Genomic DNA, 26,338 nt, shown 5'->3' with positions numbered 1-26,338 from the left:
CGAGAATCAGGCTGTGGAAGTTCGCTCCCGAGCAGTCCTTTGAACAGAAGCGCTAATCAGCTTCTCATTAGAGGGAACCGGACACATCGTCCGTTATCTGGAATGAAGTGAGACTCGTTTATTTGTCAACTGGACATAGACGAATCTAATTAGGGTGGTACCACGGCTTTTCGTCCCTTGCGAGGGAGCGGAAAGTCTTTTTTGTGTTTTCATAAAGGGTGATTCAGAGGCCTAAATCAGGAGGGATTTCAATGAAAGAGCGGTTAGAGGCTTTGAAGCAGGAAGCGCTGCAGGAGCTAAGCGGCGTTGGAAGTCAGCAGGAGCTGAACGATTTAAGAGTTAAATATTTGGGCAAAAAAGGACCGTTAACGGAAGTTCTTCGCGGCATGGGCGCGTTAAGTGCAGAAGAAAGACCGGTCATTGGCCAAGTAGCCAATGATGTTCGGGCAGCAATTGAGTCTGTTATTGAAGAGAAACAAGCCGCATACACGAAGCAAGAGACAGAAAACAGACTTCGCGCTGAAATGATCGACGTTACTTTACCGGGACGTCCTTCACAGCAAGGTGCTGTGCATCCTTTGAGCAAAGTGATTCAAGAAATTGAAGACATTTTCATCGGGATGGGCTACACCGTGGCCGAAGGTCCGGAAGTCGAACAAGATTATTACAATTTCGAAGCGTTGAACTTGCCAAAGGATCACCCGGCTCGTGATATGCAGGATTCGTTCTATGTGACAGATGAGATTTTAATGCGTACGCAGACTTCCCCTGTTCAAGTAAGAACAATGGAGAAGCGTAAAGGCGAAGTTCCGATCAAAATCATTTGCCCAGGCAAAGTTTACCGCCGCGATGATGACGATGCGACTCACTCTCACATGTTTCAACAAATCGAAGGGCTGGTCATCGACCGCAATGTACGCATGAGTGATCTCAAAGGGACATTGCTTCAATTCGTACAAGAAATGTATGGCCCATCGACGAAAATTCGCATGCGTCCAAGCTTCTTCCCGTTCACAGAGCCGAGTGTTGAAGTTGATGTGAGCTGCGCGATGTGTGGCGGCGAAGGTTGTCGTACATGTAAGCAAACAGGTTGGTTGGAAATTCTCGGAGCGGGCATGGTTCATCCGCGAGTTCTTGAAATGGGTGGCTATGATCCGAAAGAATATACAGGCTTCGCATTCGGTATGGGTGTTGAACGTATTGCTATGTTGAAATATGGCATTGAAGATATTCGTCATTTCTATACGAATGATTTGCGTTTCTTAAAGCAATTTTTACATGTGTAAGCATTAGGAAAAGGAGGGTAAAAGCATGAAAGTTTCTTATCAATGGTTATCGGAATATGTTGACGTAACAGGCTTCACAGCCGAGGAATTAGCTGAAAAATTAACCCGTAGCGGGATTGAAGTAGATATCGTTGAGGATCGTAACAAAGGGGTTTCGAACGTAGTTGTTGGTTTTGTTAAATCCCGCGAGAAGCACCCAGATGCGGATAAACTAAGCGTATGTGTGATCGATGCAGGGCAAGGCGAAGACTTGCAAATCGTGTGTGGTGCCAAAAACATTGACGCTGGACAAAAAGTTCCTGTCGCGATGATCGGTGCAGTCCTTCCGGGCGGACTGGAAATCAAACGCGCTAAGCTGCGCGGCGTGGAATCTCAAGGTATGATCTGTTCCGCGAAAGAGCTAGGACTTAACGACAAATTGCTTCCAAAAGAAATTCAAGAAGGTATCTTGGTGTTGCCTGAGGACACTGAGATTGGCCAATCCATTCTGGATGTACTGGCAATTAGCGATAAAGTCATGGATCTCGACTTGACGCCGAACCGCTCCGATTGCTTGAGCATGCTCGGAGCTGCTTACGAAATCGCGGCGATTCTTGGCCACGAAGTTAAGCTGCCTGATGCGGAAGCTGCGCTTCAAGCGGCAGGCACTGCCGGCGTGAAAGCTGCGGACCGCATCAGCGTGAAGATCACAGCGACGGAGCAGTGCACGCACTACGCGGCTCGCCTCATCGAAGGCGTGCGCGTGGGCACTTCTCCGCTGTGGATCCAGAACCGTTTGATGGCTGCGGGCATTCGCCCCATCAACAACATCGTCGACATCACGAACTTCGTGATGTTAGAGTACGGCCAGCCGCTTCACGCGTTCGACGCTGAGAAGCTAAACAACGGCCACATCGATGTACGACTCGCTGACGCAGGAGAGAAGCTCATTACACTTGACGATGTGGAACGTACGTTAGAGCCACACATGCTTCTCGTGACGGACGGCACGAAGCCTGTGGCGATTGCCGGAGTTATGGGCGGAGCCAACTCCGAAGTGACCGATGGAACTTCGCGGATCCTTCTGGAATCCGCAAAGTTCGCTGGCAGCTCCGTGCGCCGCACATCGCGCCAGTTAGGTCTTCGCTCAGAAGCGAGCCTTCGCTTCGAGAAAGAAGTGAACCCGGAATCGGTGATTCCGGCATTGAACCGTGCTGCTGCGCTGATCGCGCAATACGCAGGCGGTAAAGTCGCTGACGGCATCGTAGAAGCCGCTAGCGGAACACACAAGTCGGTCAGCATTGAGCTCGGGGCTGACCGCGTGAACAACTATCTCGGCACAGAGCTATCTTTGACCGAGATGGGGCAAATCCTTTCGCGCTTGCATTTCACATTCGAGCAAGCTGGCGAAGGCAAGCTGCTCGTACATGTGCCGAGCCGCCGCGGAGACATTACACGTGATGTCGATTTGATCGAAGAAGTAGCACGTCTCTTCGGCTACGATAACATCCCGACAACCTTGATGACCGGCGTTACAACGCCAGGGTCACTATCCAAAGAGCAATCCATCCGCCGGATTACACGGAATATCTTGACGCAAAGCGGATTGAATGAAGTCATTACGTATTCCTTCACCAACCCGCGTTCACAAGGCGGTTCAAGTGCTGAAGTGAATCCACAAGCGCAAGTAGATGCGATTCCTGGTCTATACCCGACGGCGAAGCCAATTTCACTCGCGATGCCAATGAGCGAGGATCGCAGTCAGCTGCGCACTAGCTTAGTACCTCATTTACTCGATGTTGTTAGCTATAATCGCAATCGTACAATGGATGATGTCGCTATTTTCGAAATTGGCAAAGCGTTCATTACGGAGGAAGCAGCACTTACGGCTCTGCCGCAAGAAAAGCTGTTACTGTCCATCGTACTGACAGGTAAACGCCGCCAAGCTCACTGGGCTCAGAAGTCAGAAGCGGTTGATTTCTATGACATCAAAGGGATTTTTGATCGTTTAGTTGAGTATCTTGGAATTAAGGGTCTGACATATACATCAGCAGCACCAGAAGGCTTCCACCCAGGTCGTACAGCTGAGATCTTACTTGCATCTGCTGAAGGTCCAAAAGTTATTGGTCGTGTAGGCCAACTCCACCCGACTGCGCAACAGCAGCGTGATCTGGACGACACGTATGTGCTTGAAGTTGAGCTAGCACCTATCTTGGAAGCGGCTGGCGAGGAGATTGTTTATAAGCTGTTACCTCGTTATCCGTCAATCGGGCGTGATATTGCTGTTGTGGTGAATACAAGCGTTCCAGTTGGACTTATGGAGCGAGCGATTTCCGAAGTTGCAGGGGAATTGCTGGAGTCAATTCAAGTGTTTGATATCTATACAGGAGAGCGCCTAGGTGCTAATCGTAAGAGTGTAGCAATCGCACTTGTGTACCGTCATGCGGACAGAACATTGCTTGATGAAGAGGTAACTGAACTGCATGCCAAAGTTGTGTCAACACTGGAACAACAATTTGAGGCAGAGTTAAGAAAATAGTGTAACTTTCCTTATAGGTTGCAGGAATATAGGCTGGTCTTATCGAAATTATTCTCGATAGGGCCAGCCTTTCATCTTAAGGGAGGATTTTAAATTGACTATTGAAGATAAAACACGAATTACTGTTGATATATATGGACACCAATATAAACTCAAAGCCGATACTAGCACGAATCACATGAAGCGTGTGGCTGAATATGTGAATGATCAAATGTTTCGTATTGCCAAAGGATATCCTCGTTTGGATTCGCAGCGAATCGCTGTTTTAGCGGCAGTCAACATGGCAGATGAATGCTTCCGAATGAATGAAATCATGGAAGAGCTCAGCAAGATGCAGAGAGAACAGGAAGCGACCAAAATCGCCTACGAAAAGCTTACATCAAGATATCAAGAACTAAAAGAAGCGGACGACAAGAAACAAACGCTGCTAACCGAGCAGAACGGGCAGTTGCAACAAATGACAGAGCAAGAAAAACAACAGAAGCAAGAAATACTCAAAGTAAAACAGGATCAAGAACAAGCGAATCAGCAGATGCTGCAAATGAAACAAAAGTACGAACTGGGGAAGCAACATTTAGATCAAACCAAGCAACAGCTTGAACAAGTGAAGCAACAGCAAGTTCAAAGCAAGCTACAAATCGATCAAGCTAAACACCAGATCGATAAAGCCAAACAACAACAAGATCAAGTGAACAAACAAATTGACCAATTCAAGCAGCAACTCGAGCAAGAGAAGAGCCATAGCCTGCAGCTAAGCAAGCAACTTGAACAAGAGAACAGCCAAAGTCTAGAACTCATCCAGCAGCTTGAGCAAGCGAAAAACCGCAGTTTAGAGCTAAACCAACTACTTGAAAATGAGAAAAATCTTAGCATAGAATTAAACCAGAAGCTTGACCATGAGAAGAACCAAGGTCTGCAGTTAAACCAGCAGTTAGATCAAGAAAAGCAACATCATCAACAAAGTAAGCAACAACTCGCACAAGTTCAGCAACAGAAATCACAACAACTCACGAAGCTGGCTGAACAGCATAAGGCAGATTTGTCTGCTATTGTCGACAAACATCGCCAAGAGAATGAAACACTTCAAAACCAGCTGCAAGAAGAGAAACAACTACTTATCCAGTCACATCTTGAGGATAAAGAAATCATAGAACTTCAACATCAAGAAGCACTGGCATTACAGTCCAAGCAAAGCGCTTCTGGTATCGACGGTATCCATCAGCACTACCAAGCGCAAATTGAATCTCTTACCAAGGCGCACCAAGACGCACAAGCGTCCATGGCTCTTGAACATCAATCCCAACTAGCGAAGTTAAAACAAGAGCATCAAGGTGCGATAACCCGTATGACTGAGGAACAACAGCTTGCGATAGATCTCATGGCCGAGGAACAACAAGTAGCCATTGCGATCTTAAAAGAAGAACATCAAGCCGCAATCTCTCTTTTGACGGAAGAACATCAAGCTGAATTAATAGCGATCTCAGACAGTCATTTAAGTGAGATTGAAACGATTTCTGAAGAGTACCAAACAGAGTTAACAGCAATCGCAGATAAACTTCAAAATGAAATTGCCAATCAAACAGATGAGCACCATTTCGAGATTGCGACCTTGACAGAAAGTCACCAAAATGAAGTGGCTTCCATCAAATTAGAGTTGAAATCGCTCTCTGAGCTTCACGACGCTGAATCAGCTACTAATGCAAAGAAGCATCATAATGAAATTGCGGCTATTGTACGCGGCCATCACGCCGAAATTCATGCCATTAAGCAGAAACATCAAGCTGAGCTCGAAGTTGCAGCTAGTACATATCAAGAAGATATAGACTCACTGGCGTTGCTTTATCAGGAAGAAGAAGAGGAGAAGCTTCGACGCTTTGAGGTGGAAAAAGGGGATCTAGAAGGTCATTTCCAAGAACAACAAACAACATTCCAACAACAGCTTGAGGAGCAAAAGGCGGCAATCATTCAACATTATCAAGGCAAAATAGAAGAGTTGCTTGCACAGATGCAGACCGAGCGAAATACACGTACACAGCAGTTTGAAGAAGAGATAGAGCGTATCTTGGCCCAAGTTCAACAGGAGAAAGAAGATCTTCTCCAGATGAATATGAATGACGAAGCACAGCAAGAAGAACTGGTAGCTATTAAAGAAGAGTACAGGAAATTGCGTGAGGAATATGCTAAATTACAAATCGAATACAACGAGTGGATTGAGCTTGTAGAAGCGGATAGCCCGGTTGGGTAGACCGAAGTGACACTGAACACACTAGATTATGTCTTGATGTCGGTTGTTATCTTGGGACTCCTAATTGGCTATTTTAGAGGATTTATCGCTCAGATTGTCTCCATTTCAGGTATGATCCTTGCTTACCTTGTTGCCTTTTATTTTTATAAAGATTTAGCGCCTCTACTTAAAAGTGCAATATCACTGCCAACATATCAAAATTATGAAAAATATGAATTCATCGTTAAAGGCCTCAATTTAGATGTCTACATCCTAAATGCTATTGCCTTTGCACTTCTATTTTTCAGTGTTAAACTCGCGCTGGTGATCATTGGACGAGCATTGAATATTCTAGCTAAAACGCCTGGACTCAACGCAATTAACCGTTGGAGCGGCGCATTACTAGGGTTGGCTGAAGCACTGCTTATCATCGTTATTGCAGTTAATGTCATGACGATTATTCCTTCCGATGGTCCTCAGAAGCTTTTAGCAAACTCATCCATCGCACCTTATTTGATTACTGAGCTGCCGCAAGTTGCCGGGAAACTCCACGACCTGTGGAAACAAGGAATATCCCTATAAGAAACTACTGCTTTTATTGAAAAAGCGGTAGTTTCTTTTTGTTTTCAAGCTTTTATTCCGCCGTATGTATGGGACGAGGGAGTATATCGCAAAAACAATTTTTCTGAAGTATCTACAACTCCAAGTTTCGACATTCCCATCAATGACCTGCGCCTACATCTTCTCGAAAAAAAGACATTTAAAGCCAGTCTCCATTACTACCTGTGTAGGGATCTCTTCAAGCTCTCCATTATTTGAATAAGGGTCATCTTGCTTTGCACCAAGAACTGATTCTCCAGTCAGAAACGGACCTCGGCGAGCCAAATAATATCTACATCCCGACGTAAGCCTAACGAAAGTTTTTGTAGGTATCTCAGAAAATACAAAACTCCGAAGGACATCGCTTCAGAACAAACAAATTTTTCTTTACTTAGAAATAAATGTTCGATATAATTAGATTATAGAAACAAATGTTCGGTAATGGAGGTGAGTCTGATAATGGATATACAACTTATAGGCTCACTAAATAATGCTTTTCAATCTGAAGAAGATTGTGAAAGTTTCATAATCAAAAGTCGATGGGCCAACGGTTTCTTTTGTCCAAGATGTGATCACGATTCATTTTATAAAATAAAGACACGCAATCTACTGGAATGCAAGGAGTGTCGGACACAGATTTCGATAACCGCCGGTACCATAATGCATAAATCTAAGCTACCGTTATTAATTTGGTTTAAAGCGATCCGAATTTTAATCCAAGACGAGATGACCTATTCAATTCCAGTGTTTGCAAGCTTGTTGAGAGTGAACTACCGTACGGCTAAGTTGATACTCGAAAAACTTAAATTAGCCTTGCACAAACAATATGCACGTATGGGGAAACAAAAGCTGGTTAAACCAATTGAAGATTCCATAGAAGTCGAAAGCGAGCAACATAGGCTAGTAACGGATCGTGCCAAACCAAATAAGGGTACTAGTGTATTCGACAAGTTTTTATTTAAGAATTCTAGAAATGTTAGATTAGCAAATGCGGACATGTTCGCAAAATGGATGCATGCTTGCTTTTCTGTTTACTTGTATCCTTATTTCTTACGATATTTTCAAGTAGACTGAATATAGAAAAAGCCCCATCACGAATTTCGTGATAAGGCTTATCCGATAAGAATAATAAATTATTCAACGATCAGTGTTGTTTTCATTGCTGCATGGCCAGATCCGCACATGATGGAGCAATTGATTGGGAATGAACCGGTTTTATCTGGTGTAAAAGTAACAGATTTATTACCATTGTTGAGATTAATGTTGAACTCTTTAATGGCTGCTCCATGGATACCTTGGGAGTTGTCGAGTGTTATTGTGACGGACTCGCCTTTTTTGACGCGGTATTCAGTCTTGTCGAATTGGAAATTGGTAGCTTTTAATACGACTTGTTGACCACCGGATGTAGCTGAGGCAGACGCAGCTGGCGTTGCGTTAGTTTGTGCAGATGCCGCTGGTGTAGTAGTAGCTTCTGTTGTTTTGGAGTCTTTGTTTCCACATGCTGTGATGGCAATGACGACTGCTAGTCCCATCAATAGAATGGTAAGTTTTTTCATGCGTACCCCTCCGTATACATAATGATTTCCTCATTATTGTACACGACCTATTTCCAAATTACAGTGACAAACTAGTGAAACCACAAAAATAAAAGATCGGCCCGGCGAGTGAGAACGCTGCAGGCCGACCTTTTTTTTTGGGCCTTACCTTAGCTATCAGCTATGGAAGCTGATAAGTTTATCGACGATCTTCTCTACCCGTGATCCCTTGTTCGAAAGGGGTTTTCACTGGAATGAATAAGTCGATGATCCCAATGACTAAAGCAGCAAGAATGGCACCTATCATACTCGTAGAAACATCATTCACGATGAACTGAGCAGCCCAAATGACTAATGCGCTCACTATAAAACCTACGATTCCTCTGCCGAATGGGGTGATTTGTTTGCCGAAGATTCCCTCAATGATCCAAGCTGCGATAGCGATGACTAGCGCTAAGAAAAAAGCACTCCAAAAACCACCGACTTTAAATCCTGGAACTAACCAGCTTACAAACATTAAAACCAAAGCTGAAACAATAAACCTTACCAGATGTCCAAGAAGATGCATGTCGTGAACCTCCTTCTTTTTGTCATGGTCAAACGGATTTGCAATTCCTTTTGGCAGAGGATTAGATGCGTGGGCTTAGTGTATCCAATTTTGTGTTATTTATGGGGGCAGTATCTTCCATATAATCATTGTCTCCGTAGCTAATCAGGTTCCATTTGGTTTATAATATAGGTTAGAGAAAAGAGGTTGGAACATTGAATCCGAAAATAATAAAAACATTAGAATATCAGAAGATTTTATATAAAGTAGCTCATCATGCGTCTACTTCGCTCGGTAAAGATGCCGCAGAGAAGCTGGAGCCTAAAGGGGATTTTGAACTCGTTAAGCTTCGCTTGCAAGCAACGGACGAAGCTGTTAATGTTGAGCGGCTCAAAGGAAATGCTCCTTTTGGCGGAATCCGGGACATTCGCGCGCCTCTGCACAGAGCTAGAATCGGCGGTATGCTGAATCCAACTGAGCTTCTTGAAATTTCGACTACGATGTTTGGAACACGTAGATTGAAGCGGTTTGTTTTAGCTGCTCATGAGGAATATGCGATTCCGATGCTCAAATCACAAGTGGAATTGTTGACTGAAAACAAACAATTAGAAGATAAAATCAATAGCTGTATTGATGAGAATGCGGTTGTTGTAGATGGTGCAAGCCCTGAACTTGGGCGTGTTCGAAGTGAGCTTCGAACGGGCGAAGGGAGAGTGCGCGAGCGTCTGGAACAGATGATTCGTAATTCCTCTGTCCAGAAGATGCTACAGGATGTACTTATTACGATTCGAAATGACCGTTTTGTCATTCCGGTGAAGTCGGAGTATCGTTCTAGCTTTGGCGGTATGATTCATGATCAATCGGCCTCAGGGGCAACGCTCTACATTGAACCAGATGCCATTGTGCAGTTAAATAACAAAATTCGTGAGCTCAAGTTCAAAGAAGAAGCGGAGATCGAGAAGATTTTACGTGCGTTGACTGAGCTAGTAGCCGAACAAGTAGAAGTGCTTGTCATGGATGTTGATCAGCTGGCTGAGCTTGATTTTACGTTTGCCAAAGCTGGCTTAGCCAGAGAGCTCAAGGCAACTATGCCAAGATTGAATGACCGCGGCTTTATTAAAATCAAAAAAGGCAGACATCCGCTTATTGCAGCAGACGTTGTAGTACCTCTAGATTTGGAGCTAGGCAATGACTTCTCGCAAATTATTGTTACAGGCCCGAATACGGGAGGTAAGACGGTTTCCCTTAAAACAGTAGGTCTTCTGAGTCTGATGGCGATGTCAGGACTGTTTGTCCCTGCCGAGGAAGGCACGCAACTGTGTGTTTTCGATGCCATTTATGCGGATATTGGTGATGAGCAAAGTATTGAACAGAACCTAAGTACATTTTCAAGTCACATGACGAATATTATCAGTATTTTGCGCGATATGACGCCGAAAAGCTTAGTATTGCTTGATGAGCTAGGGGCAGGTACGGATCCTGCTGAAGGTTCTGCCTTAGCTATTTCGATCTTGGACTATATCCATCAAATCGGTTGCCGTATTATTGCAACGACGCACTATTCGGAGCTGAAGGCATATGCTTATCAAAAGCAAGGCACGATTAATGCGAGTATGGAGTTTGATATCCAAACCTTAAGCCCGACGTATCGTTTGTTAGTTGGCGTGCCGGGTCGTAGTAATGCGTTCGCGATTGCGGAGCGACTTGGATTGTCCCGCCGTATTATTGAACATGCTCGCACACAAGTCGGTGAGGAAGATCAGCGGGTAGAATCTATGATCGCTTCGCTCGAGGAGAATCGGCTGATCGCGGAATCCGAGCGATATGCTGCTGAAGAGCTGCGCAGAGAAGCAGAAGCAATGCGTAAATCGCTGGAAGCTCAGCAGCTCAAATTTGATGAGCAGCGTGATAAGCTGCTAGAGAAAGCAGAGCGCGATGCTCGCGAAGCTGTTGTCAAAGCCCGCCGCGAGGCCGATGAGGTTATTGCGGACTTGCGTCGCATGGCCCTGGAAGAGGCCGGAGGCGTCAAGGACCACAAGCTCGTTGAGGCCAAGCGGCGACTGGATCAAGCGACACCGGAACTTCGAAGCAAGCAAGTGCGTGCTTTGAAGAAGCGTCCTGAGCGCATTGAGGCAGGGGATGAAGTCCGGGTTATTTCATTAGGACAAAAAGGGCACGTTGTTGAGCTTGTGGGAACAACCGAAGCTAATGTTCAATTAGGTATTATGAAAATGAAAGTTCAGTTATCCAACCTTGAGAAAACCGGAAATGCGCCACAATCGAAGCAACCGCAAAAAGTCGCCACGACGTTGAAGCGGACTCGCGATGATAATGTCAAAATGGAATTGGATATGCGCGGCATGAATATGGAAGAGGCTTTGATTGAGGCAGACCGCTTCTTAGATGAATCTTTCTTGAGTAATTTCGGCCAAGTGTATTTAATTCACGGGAAAGGCACAGGGGTGCTTCGAACCGGGATGCAAGAATATTTGCGTCGGCACAGGCACGTGAAAAGCTATCGCATGGGCAATTACAATGAAGGTGGAGCTGGGGTTACCGTTGTTGAAATGAAATAACTTTATAAATTTGTATCCTTTTTGAAACTCATTCTTTGATAATGCGTATGAAATAGGTATAGAAGAGTATTAAACTTTAGGAGGAATTTTAGAATGGGAATTTTCAAAAGACTTCGTGATATGACTATGGCTTCAGTCAATGATTTGTTGGATAAGGCAGAAGATCCGGTTAAAATGTTAAATCAGTTTTTACGTGATATGGAAGAAGATATCTTGGAAGCAGAAACTGCAGTAGCGAAGCAAATTGCGATCGAGAAGAAATTCAAGCTGCAAGTTGAAGAGTCTGAAGAAATGGTAACGAAACGTACAGAGCAGGCTATGAAAGCCCTTGAAGCAGGGAATGAAGATTTGGCCCGCCGCGCACTGGAAGATAAGAAAGAACACCAAGGTCGTTATGATGAGTTGAAACGTCAATATGATCTTGCCAAAACGAACGCGGATCAACTTCGTGCTCAATTGACGGAGATGAAAGACGAGTTCACGAAAATGAAAAACAAAAAGGATTTGTTAATTGCTCGTGCTGAAACAGCAAAAGCGCAAAAACAAATCAACCAAGCGATGTCTGGTTTTGGTACAGACAATGCAGCAAAAGGTTTCGATCGCATGAGCGAGAAAGTTCTTCAAATGGAAGCTGAAGCACAAGCAAGCGGAGAGATTCGCGCTAAAAACCGCAGTTTAGATGATGAATTGGATCAGCTAGGTGCAAGCAGCAGCGGAATTGATGATGAGCTGGCAGCAATGCGTGCAAAGCTTGCTGAAAAAAAACAATCCTAATGTTATAATAGATGTACCTGCGAGAGACTGAGTCATACTCAGTCTCTACTACCATATATAGGGATTAAGGGATCTTTAATCGTTAAAGTCTCTCTACTGTGTAAAGGAAGGCAGGAGATGATATGAACGAAGAGGTGGATGTCTTGTTAAGTAACCCGTATTTAGCAACGCTTGCTTTTTTTGCTGTAGCAGTGGTCGCGCTTGTTGTTTTCCTTACCATCTTTGAAATGGTTACAAAGTATGACGATTGGGCTGAGATTAAAAAAGGCAATTTATCGGTTGCTATGGCAACTGGTGGGAAAATTTTTGGGATTTGTAACTTGTTCCGCTTTGCCATTCTAAACAATGACACCATGATTAATTCTCTGATATGGGCTGGCTTTGGGTTCGTGCTTTTGTTGGTTGCTTACTTTATTTTTGAGTTCTTAACGCCTTATTTTAAAATTGATGAGGAAATAAAGAAGGACAATCGTGCGGTTGGTTTCTTGTCCTTAACGTTATCTGTGTCCTTATCCTATGTGGTTGGAGCATGTGTAACTTAGTATCATACATAGTCTTGGAGGCTTGAAGAATGAAATACCTGTGGGGAACCTTGTTTGCTATTGCGCTTGTGTTTGTAGCGGCAGGGGTTTATTATGTATGGAAATATGCATAAAGCAATTAGCTGGAGGATTTCGCAATGAGTAGTAATGAAGAAGTTGTATGTCCGTGGTGCCAAACAGAGATCGTATGGGATCCCGAGATTGGACCTGAAGACGAGTGTCCGCACTGTTTTAATGAATTGAATGATTACCGGAGCATTGATCTGAAGGTGAAACAAACAGGTCAGAAGCTGCGTTTTAATGAACAAGAATACGCTGAGTCCGATGAGGATTTATCATTGGCTTGGGATGATTCCGATGAACCGCTAGATAAGTATGGCGAAAAAGTTCAACAATTAACGGATGAGCAGGAAGAAGCGCCAGAGTGCTCGAGTTGTCATGAGTTCTTGCTTCTTGCAGGAACCGAAGTGACGAGCGGAGCTTCCTTTACGCCAACGATTCCTAAGACGCTAGGAAGTGCCTTCCTGACAGGTCCGTTTACGACGGATGTCTATGTATGTCCTTCTTGCTTCAGAGTGGAAAAAGTACTCTCTGATACGGACCGATTACTGATGGTAGAACGGATCAAATCGGAATAACAGCCACAGATACGAACCGAATCCTTTTGGATTCGGTTTTTTTGCGCGTATTCGCCTCATATTTTCACTTCAAAGGGGAAGCTTAACAAGAGCTTACATGCATCAAAGTGAGGAGGAGGCTTATGCAAACGAATCAAACGAATGTGAAAAGCAAAGGGAAGCTGGATGCTCAAGCGATCCTTTTGCTCGTTGTTCACGCGTTATTTGGCGGAGCCAACGCACTATCAGGCACATTCGTCGGGGTGTATCTTTGGAAAGCCAAAAACGATTTTACCTTAATCGGCTGGTTTACTTTAACGACGCATTTGACGATGGCCATTACCTTTTGGTTAGCTGGAAAATGGGTGAAAGAACATAATAAAATGAACTGCTTACGTGTGGGTGTATCCATATCAGCATGCTTCTACATGCTGGTGCTTTGGATGGGGACCAGCAGTGTCCACTATTTTGTATGGCTAGGCATGGTGCAAGGGATATCGGTAGGCCTGTTCTGGATAGCCTTCAATGTCGTTTACTTCGAAGTGACAGATCCAGATAACCGGGATCGATTCAATGGTTGGGTCGGCCTTTTGGGCGCAGGTGCGGGTATCATTGCTCCATGGATTTCAGGGTTACTCATTGTCAATCTAGGTGATGGAACGGGATATCGGCTTATCTTTTCTATATCGCTTGGTATATTTCTGTTAGGCGTAGTCATTAGTTTTTTTCTGAAAAAAAGAAAATTGAGTGGTACTTACGAATGGCTGCTGCCATTACGGATACTTAGACAAGCGAAAACACCGTGGAAGCGGGTAAGTCTGGCTTTGCTTTTTCAAGGAGTCCGTGAGGGTGTCTTTGGCTTTATGATTGGTTTGCTCGTGTACATATCGACCTCAAGTGAAGCCAGCTTAGGGAATTTCGCTCTAATTACTTCATCCGTAGCGCTAGTTAGCTTCTGGGCAGCAGGGCGTTTCATTCGACCTTCTTTTCGCAAAATGAGTATGTTGATTGGCTCGGTCATGGTCGTTCTCGTCATTTTGCCGTTCTTCTGGACCATAACTTTCAGTACCTTGCTAATGTTTGGGATAGGGTCAGCACTCTTTTTTCCAATGTACTCTATTCCTATGGTTTCTGTTGTCTTTGATTTGATTGGATCGGATGATCAGAGTGCGAAGCAAAGGGAAGAATACATTGTTTTGCGTGAGCTGTCACTGAATGTGGGGCGCGTATTGGGAGTTCTGCTCTTCATATGTGTCATTTCTTGGAGTAAGGATCCACTTGTTATTAACGTACTGATGCTGACAATCGGAAGCTCGACGTTCTTCTCCTGGGTATTCATCAGAAACCAGCTGCGGGCAACCAAGTCTTGACAGGGACTAGGTTTCCACATGAAAATGTGAGTAGCATGATTAAACGTGGAGGAGGGGGCACCAATGCCGCCAAAAATGGTGAATAGCATCACAGAGCTGATCGGAGATACCCCCGCAGTGAGAGTTAGACGTTTAGTCGAGCCGGAAGCCGCGGAGCTGTACGTGAAGTTGGAATACTTCAATCCGAGCGGAAGCGTGAAGGATCGCGCTGCTTGGAATCTGATTGAGCAGGCTGAAAAGTCAGGTCATCTCGTGCCAGGAGCGACGATCATAGAGCCAACAAGCGGAAATACGGGAATTGGACTTGCGATGAACGCGGCGGCTAAGGGATATAAGGCGATTTTGATTATGCCGGATAATATGAGCAAGGAACGGATAAATATCCTGAAAGCCTACGGCGCTGAAGTTGTTCTCACGCCAGCTGCTTTGCGGATGCCAGGGGCAATTGCTAAGGCTGTTGAGCTGAGGGATCAAATTCCTGGCAGCTTCATCCCCCAGCAGTTTGAGAATCCAGCGAATCCGAGTATTCATCGCGTTACGACAGCACCTGAGATCTTGCAGCAAATGGATGGGCGATTAGATGCCTTTGTCGCCACTTCAGGAACGGGCGGCACGATTACAGGAACAGGTGAGGTACTTCGGGAACAGCTGCCGAATATTCAGATTTATGTCGTAGAGCCAAAGGGGTCACCCGTGCTTTCTGGCGGCAGCCCAGGACCGCATAAGCTGGTGGGTACAAGCCCAGGATTTGTTCCAGCCATTTTGAATACCAGCGTGTATGATGACATTGTGCAAGTGTCGGATGAGGATGCCATCCAAACAATGAGGGACTTGGCGAGTAAGGAAGGCATTCTGGTGGGTCCTTCAGCTGGAGCCTCGGTATGGACAGGGATACAGGTGGCAAGGAAGTTAGGGGCAGGTAAACGAGTGCTCTGTATTGCGCCAGATACGGGCGAACGGTATTTAAGTATGGATCTCTTTTAGCTTGATAGGAGTTAAATATTGGAAGATAGGAGCCATGTGGAGGTCATCCAATGGCTTTTTATTTTGTCAATCGAAGTGGAATTTTCAAATATATATAAATATTCTGCCATTCTCCGCGTTCAGTAATTGAATTAGGACATCGATTCATTGTAAGATGAATGGATGAATGAAACATATCTCAGAAAGGTAGGTTTAACCATGGATACTTTGAAGCTTAAAATTCTCGATTTACTAAAGGAAGACGCCCGCAGGAGCGCGGATCTGATCGCCACCATGTTAGGAACGGCGGAGGCCGATGTTGCGCGAGCGATAAGCGAGATGGAAGCGGATAAGGTCATCGTCAAATACGCGACAGTCGTGAACTGGAGCAAAGTAGATGACGAAAAGGTTACCGCCCTAATTGAAGTGCAAATTACGCCGGAGCGCGGACGCGGGTTTGATGCGATTGCGGAACGGATCTATTTATATCCAGAAGTCAAATCGGTTTATCTTATGTCTGGTGCATATGATCTGCTCGTTGAAATCGAGGGCAGCTCGCTTAAGCAGGTGGCTTCTTTTGTTTCTAATAAATTGTCGCCAATTGACCGCGTACTTTCTACGAAAACGAATTTTATTTTGAAAAAATACAAACAAGACGGCATTATTTTCGAAGATCAGGAAGATGATCACCGAATGCTTGTATCGCCGTAAGGGAGAGGTAGCGCTATGATCAAGGATGAGACTACGATTCAATCAAGCAAAAAATCAATGAAGGACTACCTCGCCCCTGCGGTACGAGAGATGAAACCGTCTGGCATTCGGAAGTTTTTTGATCTCGTTAGCAATAGTAAAGAGGATATTATCTCACTAGGTGTGGGTGAACCTGACTTTTCAACACCATGGCACGTTCGTGAAGCAGCTGTGCACTCCTTGGAGCGTGGTAGAACCAAATATACGCCAAACTCTGGTATTCCTGAGCTCCGCGAAGCAATTGCGAACTATTTGTATACGTCTTTTAAAGTAAAATATGAGCCATCCAATGAAGTGCTCGTAACCGTCGGGGGCAGTGAAGCTATTGATCTAGCGCTTCGCTCATTGATTACACCTGGGGATGAGATTCTGATTCCGGAGCCTTGTTATATTTCATATTCGCCGATCACTGCCATTAGTGGCGGTGTGCCAGTAGGTATCGAAACATTTGCAAAGGATCAGTTCAAACTGACGGAGAAGGCGCTTCGCGATGCGATTACGCCAAAATCTAAAGTATTAATTCTCTGCTATCCTAGTAATCCAACTGGCGGTATCATGACATATGAAGACTGGCTGCCGATTGCGAAAGTTGTTGAAGAGCATGATCTAATTGTCATCTCCGATGAAATTTATGCGGAATTGACTTACGGCCAGAAGCATGTGAGCTTCGCAGCAGTTCCAGGGATGCAGGATCGGACGATTCTCGTTAGCGGGTTCTCGAAGGCTTTTGCCATGACAGGCTGGCGGATGGGATATGCGTGCGGACATAGAGAGCTTATCTCGGCGATGACCAAGATTCATCAGTATACCGTCATGTGTGCTCCAGTCATGGGGCAAGTAGCTGCCCATGAAGCGTTAACCAATGGATTGGAAGAGAAAGATCGGATGATTGAATCCTATAATCAACGGAGACGATTGGTTGTCAAAGGCTTCCGTGAAGTTGGACTCGAATGTCATGAACCCCAGGGCGCTTTCTATGCATTCCCAAGTATTGTCGCAACAGGGTTAACTTCCGATGAATTTGCACAACGTCTGTTGTATGAGTCTAAGGTTGCTGCAGTACCTGGCGATGTATTTGGATTAGGTGGAGAAGGCTTTCTACGGTGCTCTTATGCCTATAGTGTTTCCCAACTGAATGAAGCATTAGAGAGAATCGGTAATTTCTTGCGGAAATTATAATATTCTTAATAAATTCATATGTTCATAGGAGACGAAAACTGGTATTCTAAGAGTAAGGAGGGATGAGCGTGGCTTTTATGGAGTATCAGCTTACTAACTTTCAGAAGCAATTTCAAATTCGAGAGCAAGAGTTCGGACAGCGATGGCTGACCAGAAATGCCAAGAAGCAACATTCCCTAACTGTACTTGAAGAAGAGATCAATACGTTGCGACGAAAAATGGAACAGATGGTCATGGAAGGTCGAGAAATGACATCTGATGCGGTTGTTGAATTAAGCACAATGCTGGATCACAAAATAAATGAATATATGACATCTGGAAAGAAAAGTCGGTGAAAACCGACTTTTCTGGCGACTATCGACAAAATAGAGAGAGTACTTAACGGAGGGAATTACATACATGAAGGCAAAATGGTTACTCGGTGTCATGTTAGGAATGATGCTCTTACTTACCGCTTGTGGTGGACCAAAAGCAGATGTATCGGTATTTATGATGGGACCTAACGGGTTTCCAAGTGAAGCGGCGGAGAAGTTGGAACTATCTTTGAAAGATAAGGTTGGGGAGCTTCCTACCGTAAAGCTGAATACATCTCCTATTTTTTCAATGGAAAAGATGATTGTTGAGCTGGCTGCTGGTGGTAACGGCATCTTCATCTTGGGAGAAGAACAGTTCAAGGGCTTGAGTAATCAAGCAGGATTCGTCTCTTTGGATAATACAATTAATCCTTCGGATTACCCGGATGGTGTTATCGAAATCAAAGAAGAAGGCAAAGCAGCGGAAAAGCACTTATATGGTATTCCGCTCGCAGGCAACAAATGGATGAAAGAGCAAGGTTATGAGGGCAAAGGTTTATATGCGTTCATTCCACAGAATGCTCCCAAAATGGACGAGGCCTTGAAAGTGATGAAGATTATTGCACAAAAGTAAGCGAGCGTCTATAATCGACCATAGCTTGATCGTATCCAAATAATTTGCAACTATAGGTACTAGTAAGCTTCCACACGGATGGTTATTAGTTTAGGGGAAGCCGGTTCAAATCCGGCACGGTCCCGCCACTGTAATTCAGTCTTGCGAAAGACGGAAGAGTCAGGATACCTGCCTATAGTGCCGATACAACATCCTTCGAGGAAAAGGATCGCGTTAAATCAGGAAGCAACGTATACGTGTTCGTTGCCCAATACCGCGATTTATCGTCCCCTTGTTCCTCGTGAACAAGGGGATTTTTTGTTTGGATTGAGGATGGAAAATAAAGAAAAGAGGGTTTATGTGATGACACAAAACAAGTTTAAAAAAGGTCTTATTCTTTCATTAGCGGTTGCGACAGCGATCTCATTGGCAGCATGTGCGAAAAAGGAAACGGAAATAACCGATCCATCGAAGCTTGGCGGTTCGGGTACCAAAGCACCAACAACGACAGCATCATCAGCGCCTGTGGCAGCGAAGAAAACGACGTATCCGTTGAAAGTGAAAGATGCGACAGGAAAAGAGTTTACGTTCGACAAAGCGCCAGAACGAATCGTATCTGTTTCGCCATCAGAGACAGAATCACTGTTTGCGATTGGACTAGAAGCGAATATTGTCGGTGTATCGGATTTTGATGATTATCCTGCAGAGGCTAAAGCTAAGCCTAAATTGGGCAGCATCACGAAACCAAATATGGAAGCGGTCATTGCTTCGAATGCGAACATTGTTTTCTCTGGTGTCTCCATGACTGCTAAAGTAGTTGATGATTTACGTGCAGCGAACATTAACGTCTTTAAAGTGGATCCCAAAACATTAGATGATGCCATGAGCAATATTCTAACATTCGGACAAATTACGGATCATCAAGAGCAAGCGGAGAAAGTTGTCAACAAAATGAAAGCAGACCGTCAAAAAGTTGTCGATGCTGTGAAAGATGTGAAACAAGAGAATAAGAAAAAAGTGTACATGGAGTTTGCACCTGGCTGGACTGTGGGAAGCGGTGTGTTCATGGACGAATTGATCACCCTGTCTGGGGGGATTAACGTTGCTGCGGATAAAGCAGGATGGTATGAAATCAGTGAAGAGAAAATCATTCAACAGAACCCGAACGTGATCTTATTCGCAAATGGAATCGTCGACATCAAAAGTAAGAAGCCGTTAGAAGAAATTATTCGTACACGCGGTGGCTGGGATGCCATTGATGCAGTGAAAAATAAACGTGTGATAGGTCTCGACCAGAACTCCGTAAGTCGCCCAGGTCCGAGATTGACGGATGGGTTGCTGGAAATGGCGAAAGGAATCTATCCTGAATTGGTGAAATAATGAAAAGAAAATTGATGCTTGGGGGAGGAGTAGGATTAATACTCCTTCTTCTTTCTATTGTGGTGAGTTTATCCATTGGCTCGGCTCAACTTCCGCTTTCACATATTGTGGGGATATTAGGTAAGCATATGCCTTGGCTAGGCAGTCATATTGAGGTGACTTGGCCGCAATCCTCGGAACAAATCATAAATAAAGTGCGAATTCCTCGTGTGATACTGGGTATTCTTGTTGGGGCTGTACTCTCCATTGCGGGAGCTGGTTTCCAAGGGGTTCTTCGTAATCCACTAGCTGATCCCTACTCACTAGGTGTATCTTCAGGCGCCTCCGTAGGTGCTGCTTTTCTAATTTATTTCGGGTTGCAATTCGCTTGGTTCGGGCAATGGTCGATACCAGTTGTGGCTTTTGCGACAGGCCTAATTTCGCTGTTCTTAGTCTTGAAACTGGCACTGATTGAAGGAAAGCTGAAGATGGAAACGTTGATTTTATCCGGCGTCGTAATGCAAGCCTTTCTAGGCGCGATCGTGTCGTTCCTGGTATCGATTTCGAATCAAACCATTAATGAAATTATTTTCTGGCTCATGGGCAGTCTAGCAATGCGCGGTTGGTCATATACGTATATGATTTCACCTTATCTCGTAATAGGTGTCGTAATTCTGTTAGGCTATGCGAGATCCTTAAATCTGCTTGCACTGGGGGAGCGTCAAGCTGCTCATCTCGGTGTTCATGTGGAGCGTACCAAATTAATCGTGCTGATCGTATCGACCTTAATTACGGCCGCAGCCGTGTCTGTGGCAGGGGTGATCGGCTTTGTTGGACTAATCGTGCCGCACTTGGTGCGACTGTTGGTAGGTCCGGATTATCGACTAATCATTCCTTTATCTGCGATTTGCGGAGGGATTTATGTGTTGTGGGCAGACACGTTGGCTCGAACTCTCCTTAGTCCTACAGAAATTCCTTTGGGTGTGATCACGGCGTTTCTGGGTGCACCATTTTTCGCCTATCTGCTCCATAAAGACAAGAAAACGTTAAGAGGTTGATGACGATGATTAAAGTGGAGCAGCTTTTTCAGAGCTTTCGCGAGCAGCAAGTGCTAGAGAATATGAGCTTTGAGGTTGGGCAGGGAGAGTTTTTTGGAATCATAGGCCCAAATGGGAGCGGTAAATCAACATTGTTGCGACTGCTATCTGGCATGGATCCTGTCATTAATGGGAGTGTGCTTTTACAAGGAAAGAAGGTATCCTCCTATTCACGAAAAGACCTGGCCAAGTGGCTTGCTGTGCTTCAGCAGGATGCATTGCCGCCCGTTGGCTTTACGGTGCGTGAAGTTGTTGAGATGGGGCGTTATCCTTTTCAAAATTGGCTTGGCGAAGATCGAACAGAATCGAATGGACTTATTGATGCAATTATTAAAAAGCTGGAGTTAGAACCGCTCGTTGATCGAACGATTGAGCGGTTGAGTGGAGGAGAAAGACAGCGTGTTGCACTCGCCAAAGTCATGGCACAGCAACCAAGCTTACTCATGTTGGATGAACCTACCACCTTTCTTGATATCGGTTATCAGATCCAAATGATGGATTATATTCGAAGCTGGCAGGAAGAATCGGCGCTTACGGTTGTAGCCGTGTTGCATGATTTGAACTTGGCAGCGCAGTATTGTACACGATTAATGATCGTGCACGAGGGGCGGGTAACCGCCATTGGAACGCCAGCAGATATCATTACGAGTGAACAAATTGCTGACGTGTATGGAACAGAACCTATTGTTCTCAAACACCCAGTGAGTGAAGTGCCACAGATTTTATTACAGCCTGGTAAATAATGAAGGACCGAAGGAGAAAGATGATGAACCGAATACAACAATTAATTCATGCGATCAAACCCGTTGATCAAGAGTGTGCTTATCAAGCCAATGAGCATTTGAACCAATTGACGAAGCCCCAAGGAAGCTTAGGAAAGCTTGAGGATATTGCACGCCAAGTTGCAGGGATAACGGGTGAAGTAATGCCGACTTTTGAAAAAAAAGCGGTTATCGTCATGGCCGGTGATCATGGTGTTTGTGAGGAAGGCATTAGTGCATTTCCAGCGGCAGTGACACCGCAAATGGTACTTAATTTCTTATATGGCGGAGCTGCAGTTAATGTATTAGCAAGACATGCTGGAGCCGAAGTGATTTGTGTGGATATGGGAGTCAATGCGGATTTGGAGCATCCGAATCTCGTGTCGCGCAAGGTTCGTAAAGGCACGCGCAATATGGCGTTAGAAGCAGCTCTTACGCTGGAAGAGACGATTGAAGCGATCGTAGCAGGCAGTGAAATTGTGGATGAATTAGTGGCAAAAGGGTATCGTCTTTTCGCTACAGGAGAAATGGGGATTGGTAATACGACGGCGAGTGCCGCGATCTTGTGTGCGTTGACGGGTGTCGATGCCGGTCTTGCTGTTGGCCGTGGAACGGGCATCGATGATGCAACATGGCTGCACAAGCAGTCGGTTGTGAATAGGGCGTTGCATGTGAATGGGTTGACTGGGCGAGGTGTGAGTGCGGGTGCAGGTGTGAGTGCGGGTGCAGGTGTGAGTGCGGGTGCAGGTGTGAGTGCGGGTGCAAGTGCGAGTGCAGGTTCAAGTGGAGATTATGCACTTGAGGTGTTGAGCAAGGTCGGCGGATTAGAGATCGCCGGACTTGTTGGGGTGATCCTCGGTGCAGCGAAGCATCGCTGCCCGGTTGTCGTCGACGGCTTCATCTCGTCGACAGCGGCGCTCGTGGCGAGCCGATTAGCCCCGCTAAGCGCGTCCTACATGCTCGCCTCGCACTTATCACAGGAGCAAGGGCATACGAAGGTGCTCGAGTCGGTTGGCCTCGCAGCGATGCTGCAGATGGATATGCGGCTGGGCGAAGGCACGGGCGCTGTACTCGCATTCCACTTGATCGATGCCGCAGGCAAGATCATGCAGGAAATGGCGACCTTTGAGAGCGCAGGCGTTTCGAGAGGGTAATGGTCATAGCAGAGAGAAGGAGGCGGGCACGATGGCGGTTCTGGTAACGGGTGGCGCGCGCAGCGGCAAAAGCTCTTTTGCAGAGAAGCTGGCGATGCAACGCAGCAAGCAGGGGGTGTACATCGCGACTTCCCACATCTACGATGAGGAAATGAGGGAGCGGGTGGAGTTGCACCAGCAGATGAGGCTTCAATCGGGATACCCTTGGGAAACCCGGGAGGAGCCGTATGCGCTGGGGGCTTGTCTTGAACTGCTGCACGAGAGCAGCGAGAGTGAAGGGGCAGTGGTCTTAGTGGACTGTCTGACACTATGGCTGACGAACTGGCTCCTCCACTATGAAGGCATGAGTGATGCAGTGCAACTTGTTACGAAGCAAATTGACGAACTCGTGGAAGCCGTGTCCTCCTACAGTGGACAACTCATCCTAGTTACGAATGAAGTAGGCGATGGTATTGTGCCTGAATACCCGCTAGGCCGTCAGTTTAGAGATTTGGCCGGACGGATGAATCAGCGCGTGGCTGAAGTGTGTCAGCAGGTATTTTTAGTTACAGTCGGTATCCCGATCGAACTTAAGAGCAGAGCTTACGTAATTGAATAAGTTGTTGGATGCAAATGCAAAGGTTGGAATGGTGAAACCCTTATGTGGATTTATACATGGCAGGAAATCGTCTGGATGACGGCAGCTGCAATAGCATTGGATTGGATGATTGGCGATCCGAAATGGCCCACGCATCCCGTTATTCTCATTGGACGTTGGATTCGCTGGGTTGAGGATAGGCTGCATCCCAAAGAAGAGATAATGAATGCGCTAGTAGGGAAGCAAGTCAGATTATTGCGAATGAAAGGCGCCCTACTCACACTTTCTACAATCGCACTGAGCTTTCTTGTTGTGCTTGTACTCGTGCATTTTGCAAACGATATTCATCCCTGGCTAGGCTATGCGGTGTCAACCTGGCTCATCTCCACGACGGTGGCGATCAAGGGACTAAAAGACGCCGCGTATCTCGTCTACCATCCGCTGCGCGAAGGCAATCTCGCGGATGCTCGCAAGTACACCGGCTACATCGTTGGCCGGGATACCGATGCGCTCCACGAGGAGGAGCTCACGCGAGCCGTCGTGGAGACGGTCGCGGAGAACATCGTGGACGCGGTCATCGCGCCCTTGTTCTATGCGCTCATCGGCGGTGCGCCGCTGGCGATGCTGTACCGTGCATCGAATACGCTGGATTCGATGGTCGGCTACCGAAATGACAGATACCGTCATTTCGGTACCGCGTCGGCCCGCTGGGACGACGCCATGAACTGGATCCCGGCGCGGCTCACCGGGATCTTGCTTGTCCTCGTGGCCCTGGCGAAGCCGGGCCTCTCAGCACCGCGCGCGGCGGCGGCGATTCGCCGCTTCGCGCATCTACACCCCAGCCCGAATAGCGGGATCCCCGAGTCGGCGGTAGCCGGGGCACTCGGGATCGAGCTTGGCGGGCTGAACAGCTATGGGGGCGCGGCGAGTGAGCGCGCCCGCCTGGGCTGGCCGCTGCGCCCGCGTACGCAGCGGGATATTGTACACGCCGTGAGCATGCTATACGGCGTCAGTTTTGTAGTGATGGGAGGACTCCTATGCGTCGTACTCATGCTTGGATAGACTGGCTGCGAGCTTGTCTAGCCGCCTTTCAATTCCTAACACGTCTGCCGATTCCGGTGCAGATTGATTATAACGAGCGCGTGTTTCAGCGCAGCTCGATCTTCTATCCCCTTGTTGGTTTCGTAATCGGACTTATTCTTCTGTTCGCCGGCAATCTACTATCCCACGTGTTGCCAACCATGCCAGCAGCGGTCTTGCTCCTTACACTCTGGGTCGTGCTCACAGGCGGACTGCATTTAGATGGTCTAATGGATACCGCTGATGGGATCCTCAGTCATCGCCCGCGCGAGCAAATGCTCGAGATCATGAAGGATAGCCGCGTTGGTGCGATGGGCGTTATCGTGTGTGTCCTGCACCTATTACTAAAATTTTCCTTGCTCTATACCATGCTGGATGCCAACGGTGCAGCGGAACGAGGAAGTCTCCTTATCCTACTGGCCATCGTACCGATATGGAGTCGTTGGTTCATGGTGGCAGCCATTCGCATGTGGCCTTACGCACGGCCAAATTCGGGACTAGGCAGTCTATTCCGAGGCGTTACTATTAAGCATGTCACGGTATCCCTTTTAGTAGCTCTATTAAGTACTACGCTTCTGAGCTTCAGCAGCAGCCTAACAACGTTACCCAATTGGAGCATTATCCTGAGCTTTATGGTCATGACTACGCTCGTAGGAAGTGGGATGGCAGCTTATACCAGCAGCAAGCTTGGCGGTCTTACCGGAGATACGTACGGTGCTCTAAATGAGCTGCTGGAGAGCATACTTTTACTTGCTGTCATCATCCTTATTGGTGTGATATTGGTGTGATAGGCGGGCTCTAATCTTTTCTTGAAAGGAATGACGATGATGTTAGAGCGTTACGGTCACGGAGGCGATCTGTGGACAGCGGAGGAAGCTTTCAATCGTCCTAAGGAGCAGTTTCTAGATTACAGCTCGAACATGAATCCACTTGGGCCTCCTGACGTGGTCAAAGAGATTCTGACAGCGAGCTGGCAAGATATTGTCAAATATCCAGATCCGGCTGTTCGTGAGCTCCGCCTGTGCTTATCACGGAAATACGGGATTGATCCCGATAGTATTTTAGTTGGCAATGGTGCTGCAGAGCTGATTGATTTGATTATTCGTGTAGTGAAGCCAAAGAGGACGGGACTTGCAAGGCCATCCTTCAGTGAATACGAAGAGGCCGTTCACAAAACGGGTGGTCAGGTAACTAACATCCCTTTACTCCCTCAGCATCAGTTCGAACTACAATGGCAGGATGTCGAAGCAGCGCTGCCAACAGCTGATTTGTTTTTCCTAGGGCATCCCAACAATCCGACAGGTAAACTAATTCCTCAGAGCGTGTTAACCAATCTGCTCCAGAGTCAACGCAAGCTTATTCTCGATGAGGCTTTTATGGATTTTGTTCCTCAGGAGTCGGAGCATTCGCAGCTAAAGCTTGCTTCAACAAGCCACGATCTAATCGTGATCCGTTCGATGACGAAGTTTTATTCCATTCCAGGCATTCGTTTAGGTTTTATGGTGGCCCACCCTGACCTCATTCAGCAGCTGCGAGGGCAGCAGGTACAATGGAGCGTGAATTATCTCGCGCAACGAATTGGCTCAAAAGTTCTTGAAGATACGACCTTTGAACAATCCACGCGAGAGTGGCTGTGCGTCGAGAAGCCTTGGCTTATCGAGCAGCTAACCGCATTAGGTCTGGAAGTCGCCCAGAGCGATGTGAATTTCCTCCTATTTTCATTTCCTGACTCGATGGGAATTCAGGTCAAACAAGCGCAACAACATATGGGCCATCAAGGGATTTTGATTCGGGATGCTTCGTTATTCGAAGGGTTAAATGAACGTTGTTGTCGCGTAGCCATACGACTTCGGGAGGATAACGAGCGCTTACTCCAAGCCTTACGTAACATGATAAGTGACTTATCTAGGAAAAGGGTGTAGG

Annotated in this window: 25 protein-coding genes and 1 riboswitch; of the genes, 23 read left to right on the top strand and 2 right to left on the bottom strand. The window is 46.2% G+C overall.

The features are described 5' to 3' along the window. The first annotated feature begins 251 nt into the window (after positions 1-251). From pheS to J2736_RS28650, 5 genes are all read left to right on the top strand, one after another. Entirely contained in the window at positions 252-1,286 is a 1,035-nt protein-coding gene (gene pheS, locus J2736_RS28670; protein ID WP_310502001.1) for a phenylalanine--tRNA ligase subunit alpha, read from the top strand. 25 nt (positions 1,287-1,311) lie between these two features. Beyond that, positions 1,312-3,804, top strand: a complete 2,493-nt coding sequence (pheT, locus tag J2736_RS28665; RefSeq protein WP_310502000.1) for a phenylalanine--tRNA ligase subunit beta — start codon at positions 1,312-1,314, stop codon at positions 3,802-3,804. Between the two features lie 94 nt (positions 3,805-3,898). Continuing rightward, entirely contained in the window at positions 3,899-6,049 is a 2,151-nt protein-coding gene (gene zapA / locus J2736_RS28660; RefSeq protein WP_310501999.1) for a cell division protein ZapA, read from the top strand. A 6-nt stretch (positions 6,050-6,055) separates the two neighbouring features. Further along, positions 6,056-6,610, top strand: coding sequence for a CvpA family protein (locus J2736_RS28655; RefSeq protein WP_310501998.1), 555 nt, complete (start codon positions 6,056-6,058; stop codon positions 6,608-6,610). 477 nt (positions 6,611-7,087) lie between these two features. After that, positions 7,088-7,702, top strand: coding sequence for an IS1595 family transposase (locus J2736_RS28650; RefSeq protein ID WP_310501997.1), 615 nt, complete (start codon positions 7,088-7,090; stop codon positions 7,700-7,702). Positions 7,703-7,761: 59 nt separating this feature from the next. On the opposite strand, the gene J2736_RS28645 is transcribed toward J2736_RS28650, so the two are convergent. Then, positions 7,762-8,184 carry a cupredoxin domain-containing protein gene (locus J2736_RS28645; RefSeq protein WP_310501996.1) on the bottom strand — a complete coding sequence of 141 codons (423 nt, stop codon included), beginning with the start codon at positions 8,182-8,184 and terminating at the stop codon, positions 7,762-7,764. 178 nt (positions 8,185-8,362) lie between these two features. Beyond that, positions 8,363-8,731, bottom strand: a complete 369-nt coding sequence (locus J2736_RS28640; RefSeq protein ID WP_310501995.1) for a phage holin family protein — start codon at positions 8,729-8,731, stop codon at positions 8,363-8,365. A gap of 194 nt (positions 8,732-8,925) precedes the next feature. Between J2736_RS28640 and J2736_RS28635 the strand changes: the two genes are divergently transcribed. The 18 genes from J2736_RS28635 (at position 8,926) to cobD (ending at position 26,337) form a co-directional block, all read left to right on the top strand. Then, positions 8,926-11,286 carry an endonuclease MutS2 gene (locus J2736_RS28635; RefSeq protein ID WP_310501994.1) on the top strand — a complete coding sequence of 787 codons (2,361 nt, stop codon included), beginning with the start codon at positions 8,926-8,928 and terminating at the stop codon, positions 11,284-11,286. 93 nt (positions 11,287-11,379) lie between these two features. Next, a complete protein-coding gene (locus J2736_RS28630; protein WP_310501993.1) occupies positions 11,380-12,060 on the top strand; it encodes a PspA/IM30 family protein in 681 nt (226 codons plus the stop codon). A 122-nt stretch (positions 12,061-12,182) separates the two neighbouring features. Next, positions 12,183-12,602, top strand: coding sequence for a DUF350 domain-containing protein (locus tag J2736_RS28625; RefSeq protein WP_310501992.1), 420 nt, complete (start codon positions 12,183-12,185; stop codon positions 12,600-12,602). A gap of 137 nt (positions 12,603-12,739) precedes the next feature. Then, on the top strand, positions 12,740-13,240 hold the full coding sequence (locus J2736_RS28620) for a hypothetical protein (RefSeq protein WP_056609397.1): 501 nt from the start codon (positions 12,740-12,742) through the stop codon (positions 13,238-13,240). Positions 13,241-13,362: 122 nt separating this feature from the next. Further along, complete coding sequence (locus tag J2736_RS28615) at positions 13,363-14,589, top strand: MFS transporter (RefSeq protein WP_310501991.1); 1,227 nt, start codon at positions 13,363-13,365, stop codon at positions 14,587-14,589. Positions 14,590-14,652: 63 nt separating this feature from the next. Next, complete coding sequence (cysK, locus tag J2736_RS28610; RefSeq protein ID WP_310501990.1) at positions 14,653-15,573, top strand: cysteine synthase A; 921 nt, start codon at positions 14,653-14,655, stop codon at positions 15,571-15,573. A 198-nt stretch (positions 15,574-15,771) separates the two neighbouring features. Continuing rightward, positions 15,772-16,263 (top strand): Lrp/AsnC family transcriptional regulator, encoded by a 492-nt coding sequence (locus J2736_RS28605; protein WP_171630068.1) that lies wholly within the window; start codon positions 15,772-15,774, stop codon positions 16,261-16,263. 15 nt (positions 16,264-16,278) lie between these two features. Next, positions 16,279-17,481 carry an aminotransferase class I/II-fold pyridoxal phosphate-dependent enzyme gene (locus J2736_RS28600; protein ID WP_310501989.1) on the top strand — a complete coding sequence of 401 codons (1,203 nt, stop codon included), beginning with the start codon at positions 16,279-16,281 and terminating at the stop codon, positions 17,479-17,481. 77 nt (positions 17,482-17,558) lie between these two features. Beyond that, a complete protein-coding gene (locus J2736_RS28595; RefSeq protein ID WP_310502022.1) occupies positions 17,559-17,816 on the top strand; it encodes an aspartyl-phosphate phosphatase Spo0E family protein in 258 nt (85 codons plus the stop codon). A 64-nt stretch (positions 17,817-17,880) separates the two neighbouring features. Next, a complete protein-coding gene (locus J2736_RS28590; RefSeq protein WP_310501988.1) occupies positions 17,881-18,408 on the top strand; it encodes a hypothetical protein in 528 nt (175 codons plus the stop codon). Between the two features lie 37 nt (positions 18,409-18,445). Next, a riboswitch (cobalamin riboswitch) is annotated at positions 18,446-18,598 on the top strand. A 152-nt stretch (positions 18,599-18,750) separates the two neighbouring features. Further along, positions 18,751-19,767 carry an ABC transporter substrate-binding protein gene (locus J2736_RS28585; RefSeq protein WP_310501987.1) on the top strand — a complete coding sequence of 339 codons (1,017 nt, stop codon included), beginning with the start codon at positions 18,751-18,753 and terminating at the stop codon, positions 19,765-19,767. Next, positions 19,767-20,804: a FecCD family ABC transporter permease gene (locus J2736_RS28580; protein ID WP_310501986.1), complete on the top strand. Its 1,038-nt coding sequence runs from the start codon at positions 19,767-19,769 to the stop codon at positions 20,802-20,804. Before J2736_RS28585 ends, J2736_RS28580 begins: the two co-directional genes overlap by 1 nt. Before the next feature lie 5 nt (positions 20,805-20,809). Then, positions 20,810-21,586 carry an ABC transporter ATP-binding protein gene (locus tag J2736_RS28575; protein WP_310501985.1) on the top strand — a complete coding sequence of 259 codons (777 nt, stop codon included), beginning with the start codon at positions 20,810-20,812 and terminating at the stop codon, positions 21,584-21,586. 20 nt (positions 21,587-21,606) lie between these two features. Then, on the top strand, positions 21,607-22,758 hold the full coding sequence (locus J2736_RS28570; protein WP_310501984.1) for a nicotinate-nucleotide--dimethylbenzimidazole phosphoribosyltransferase: 1,152 nt from the start codon (positions 21,607-21,609) through the stop codon (positions 22,756-22,758). A gap of 31 nt (positions 22,759-22,789) precedes the next feature. Further along, complete coding sequence (gene cobU, locus J2736_RS28565; protein WP_310501983.1) at positions 22,790-23,356, top strand: bifunctional adenosylcobinamide kinase/adenosylcobinamide-phosphate guanylyltransferase; 567 nt, start codon at positions 22,790-22,792, stop codon at positions 23,354-23,356. A 42-nt stretch (positions 23,357-23,398) separates the two neighbouring features. Continuing rightward, positions 23,399-24,397, top strand: coding sequence for an adenosylcobinamide-phosphate synthase CbiB (gene cbiB / locus J2736_RS28560; protein WP_310501982.1), 999 nt, complete (start codon positions 23,399-23,401; stop codon positions 24,395-24,397). After that, positions 24,373-25,203, top strand: a complete 831-nt coding sequence (gene cobS, locus J2736_RS28555; protein WP_310501981.1) for an adenosylcobinamide-GDP ribazoletransferase — start codon at positions 24,373-24,375, stop codon at positions 25,201-25,203. The genes cbiB and cobS overlap by 25 nt, the downstream gene beginning before the upstream one ends. A 30-nt stretch (positions 25,204-25,233) precedes the next feature. Continuing rightward, entirely contained in the window at positions 25,234-26,337 is a 1,104-nt protein-coding gene (gene cobD, locus J2736_RS28550; RefSeq protein WP_310501980.1) for a threonine-phosphate decarboxylase CobD, read from the top strand. The last annotated feature ends 1 nt before the right edge of the window (position 26,338 follow it).

This window comes from Paenibacillus qinlingensis (genome assembly GCF_031455095.1).
GTDB lineage: Bacteria > Bacillota > Bacilli > Paenibacillales > NBRC-103111 > Paenibacillus_E > Paenibacillus_E qinlingensis_A.
The sequence above is the reverse complement of the archived record's forward strand: the minus strand, read 5'-3'. Positions and strand labels throughout refer to the sequence as shown.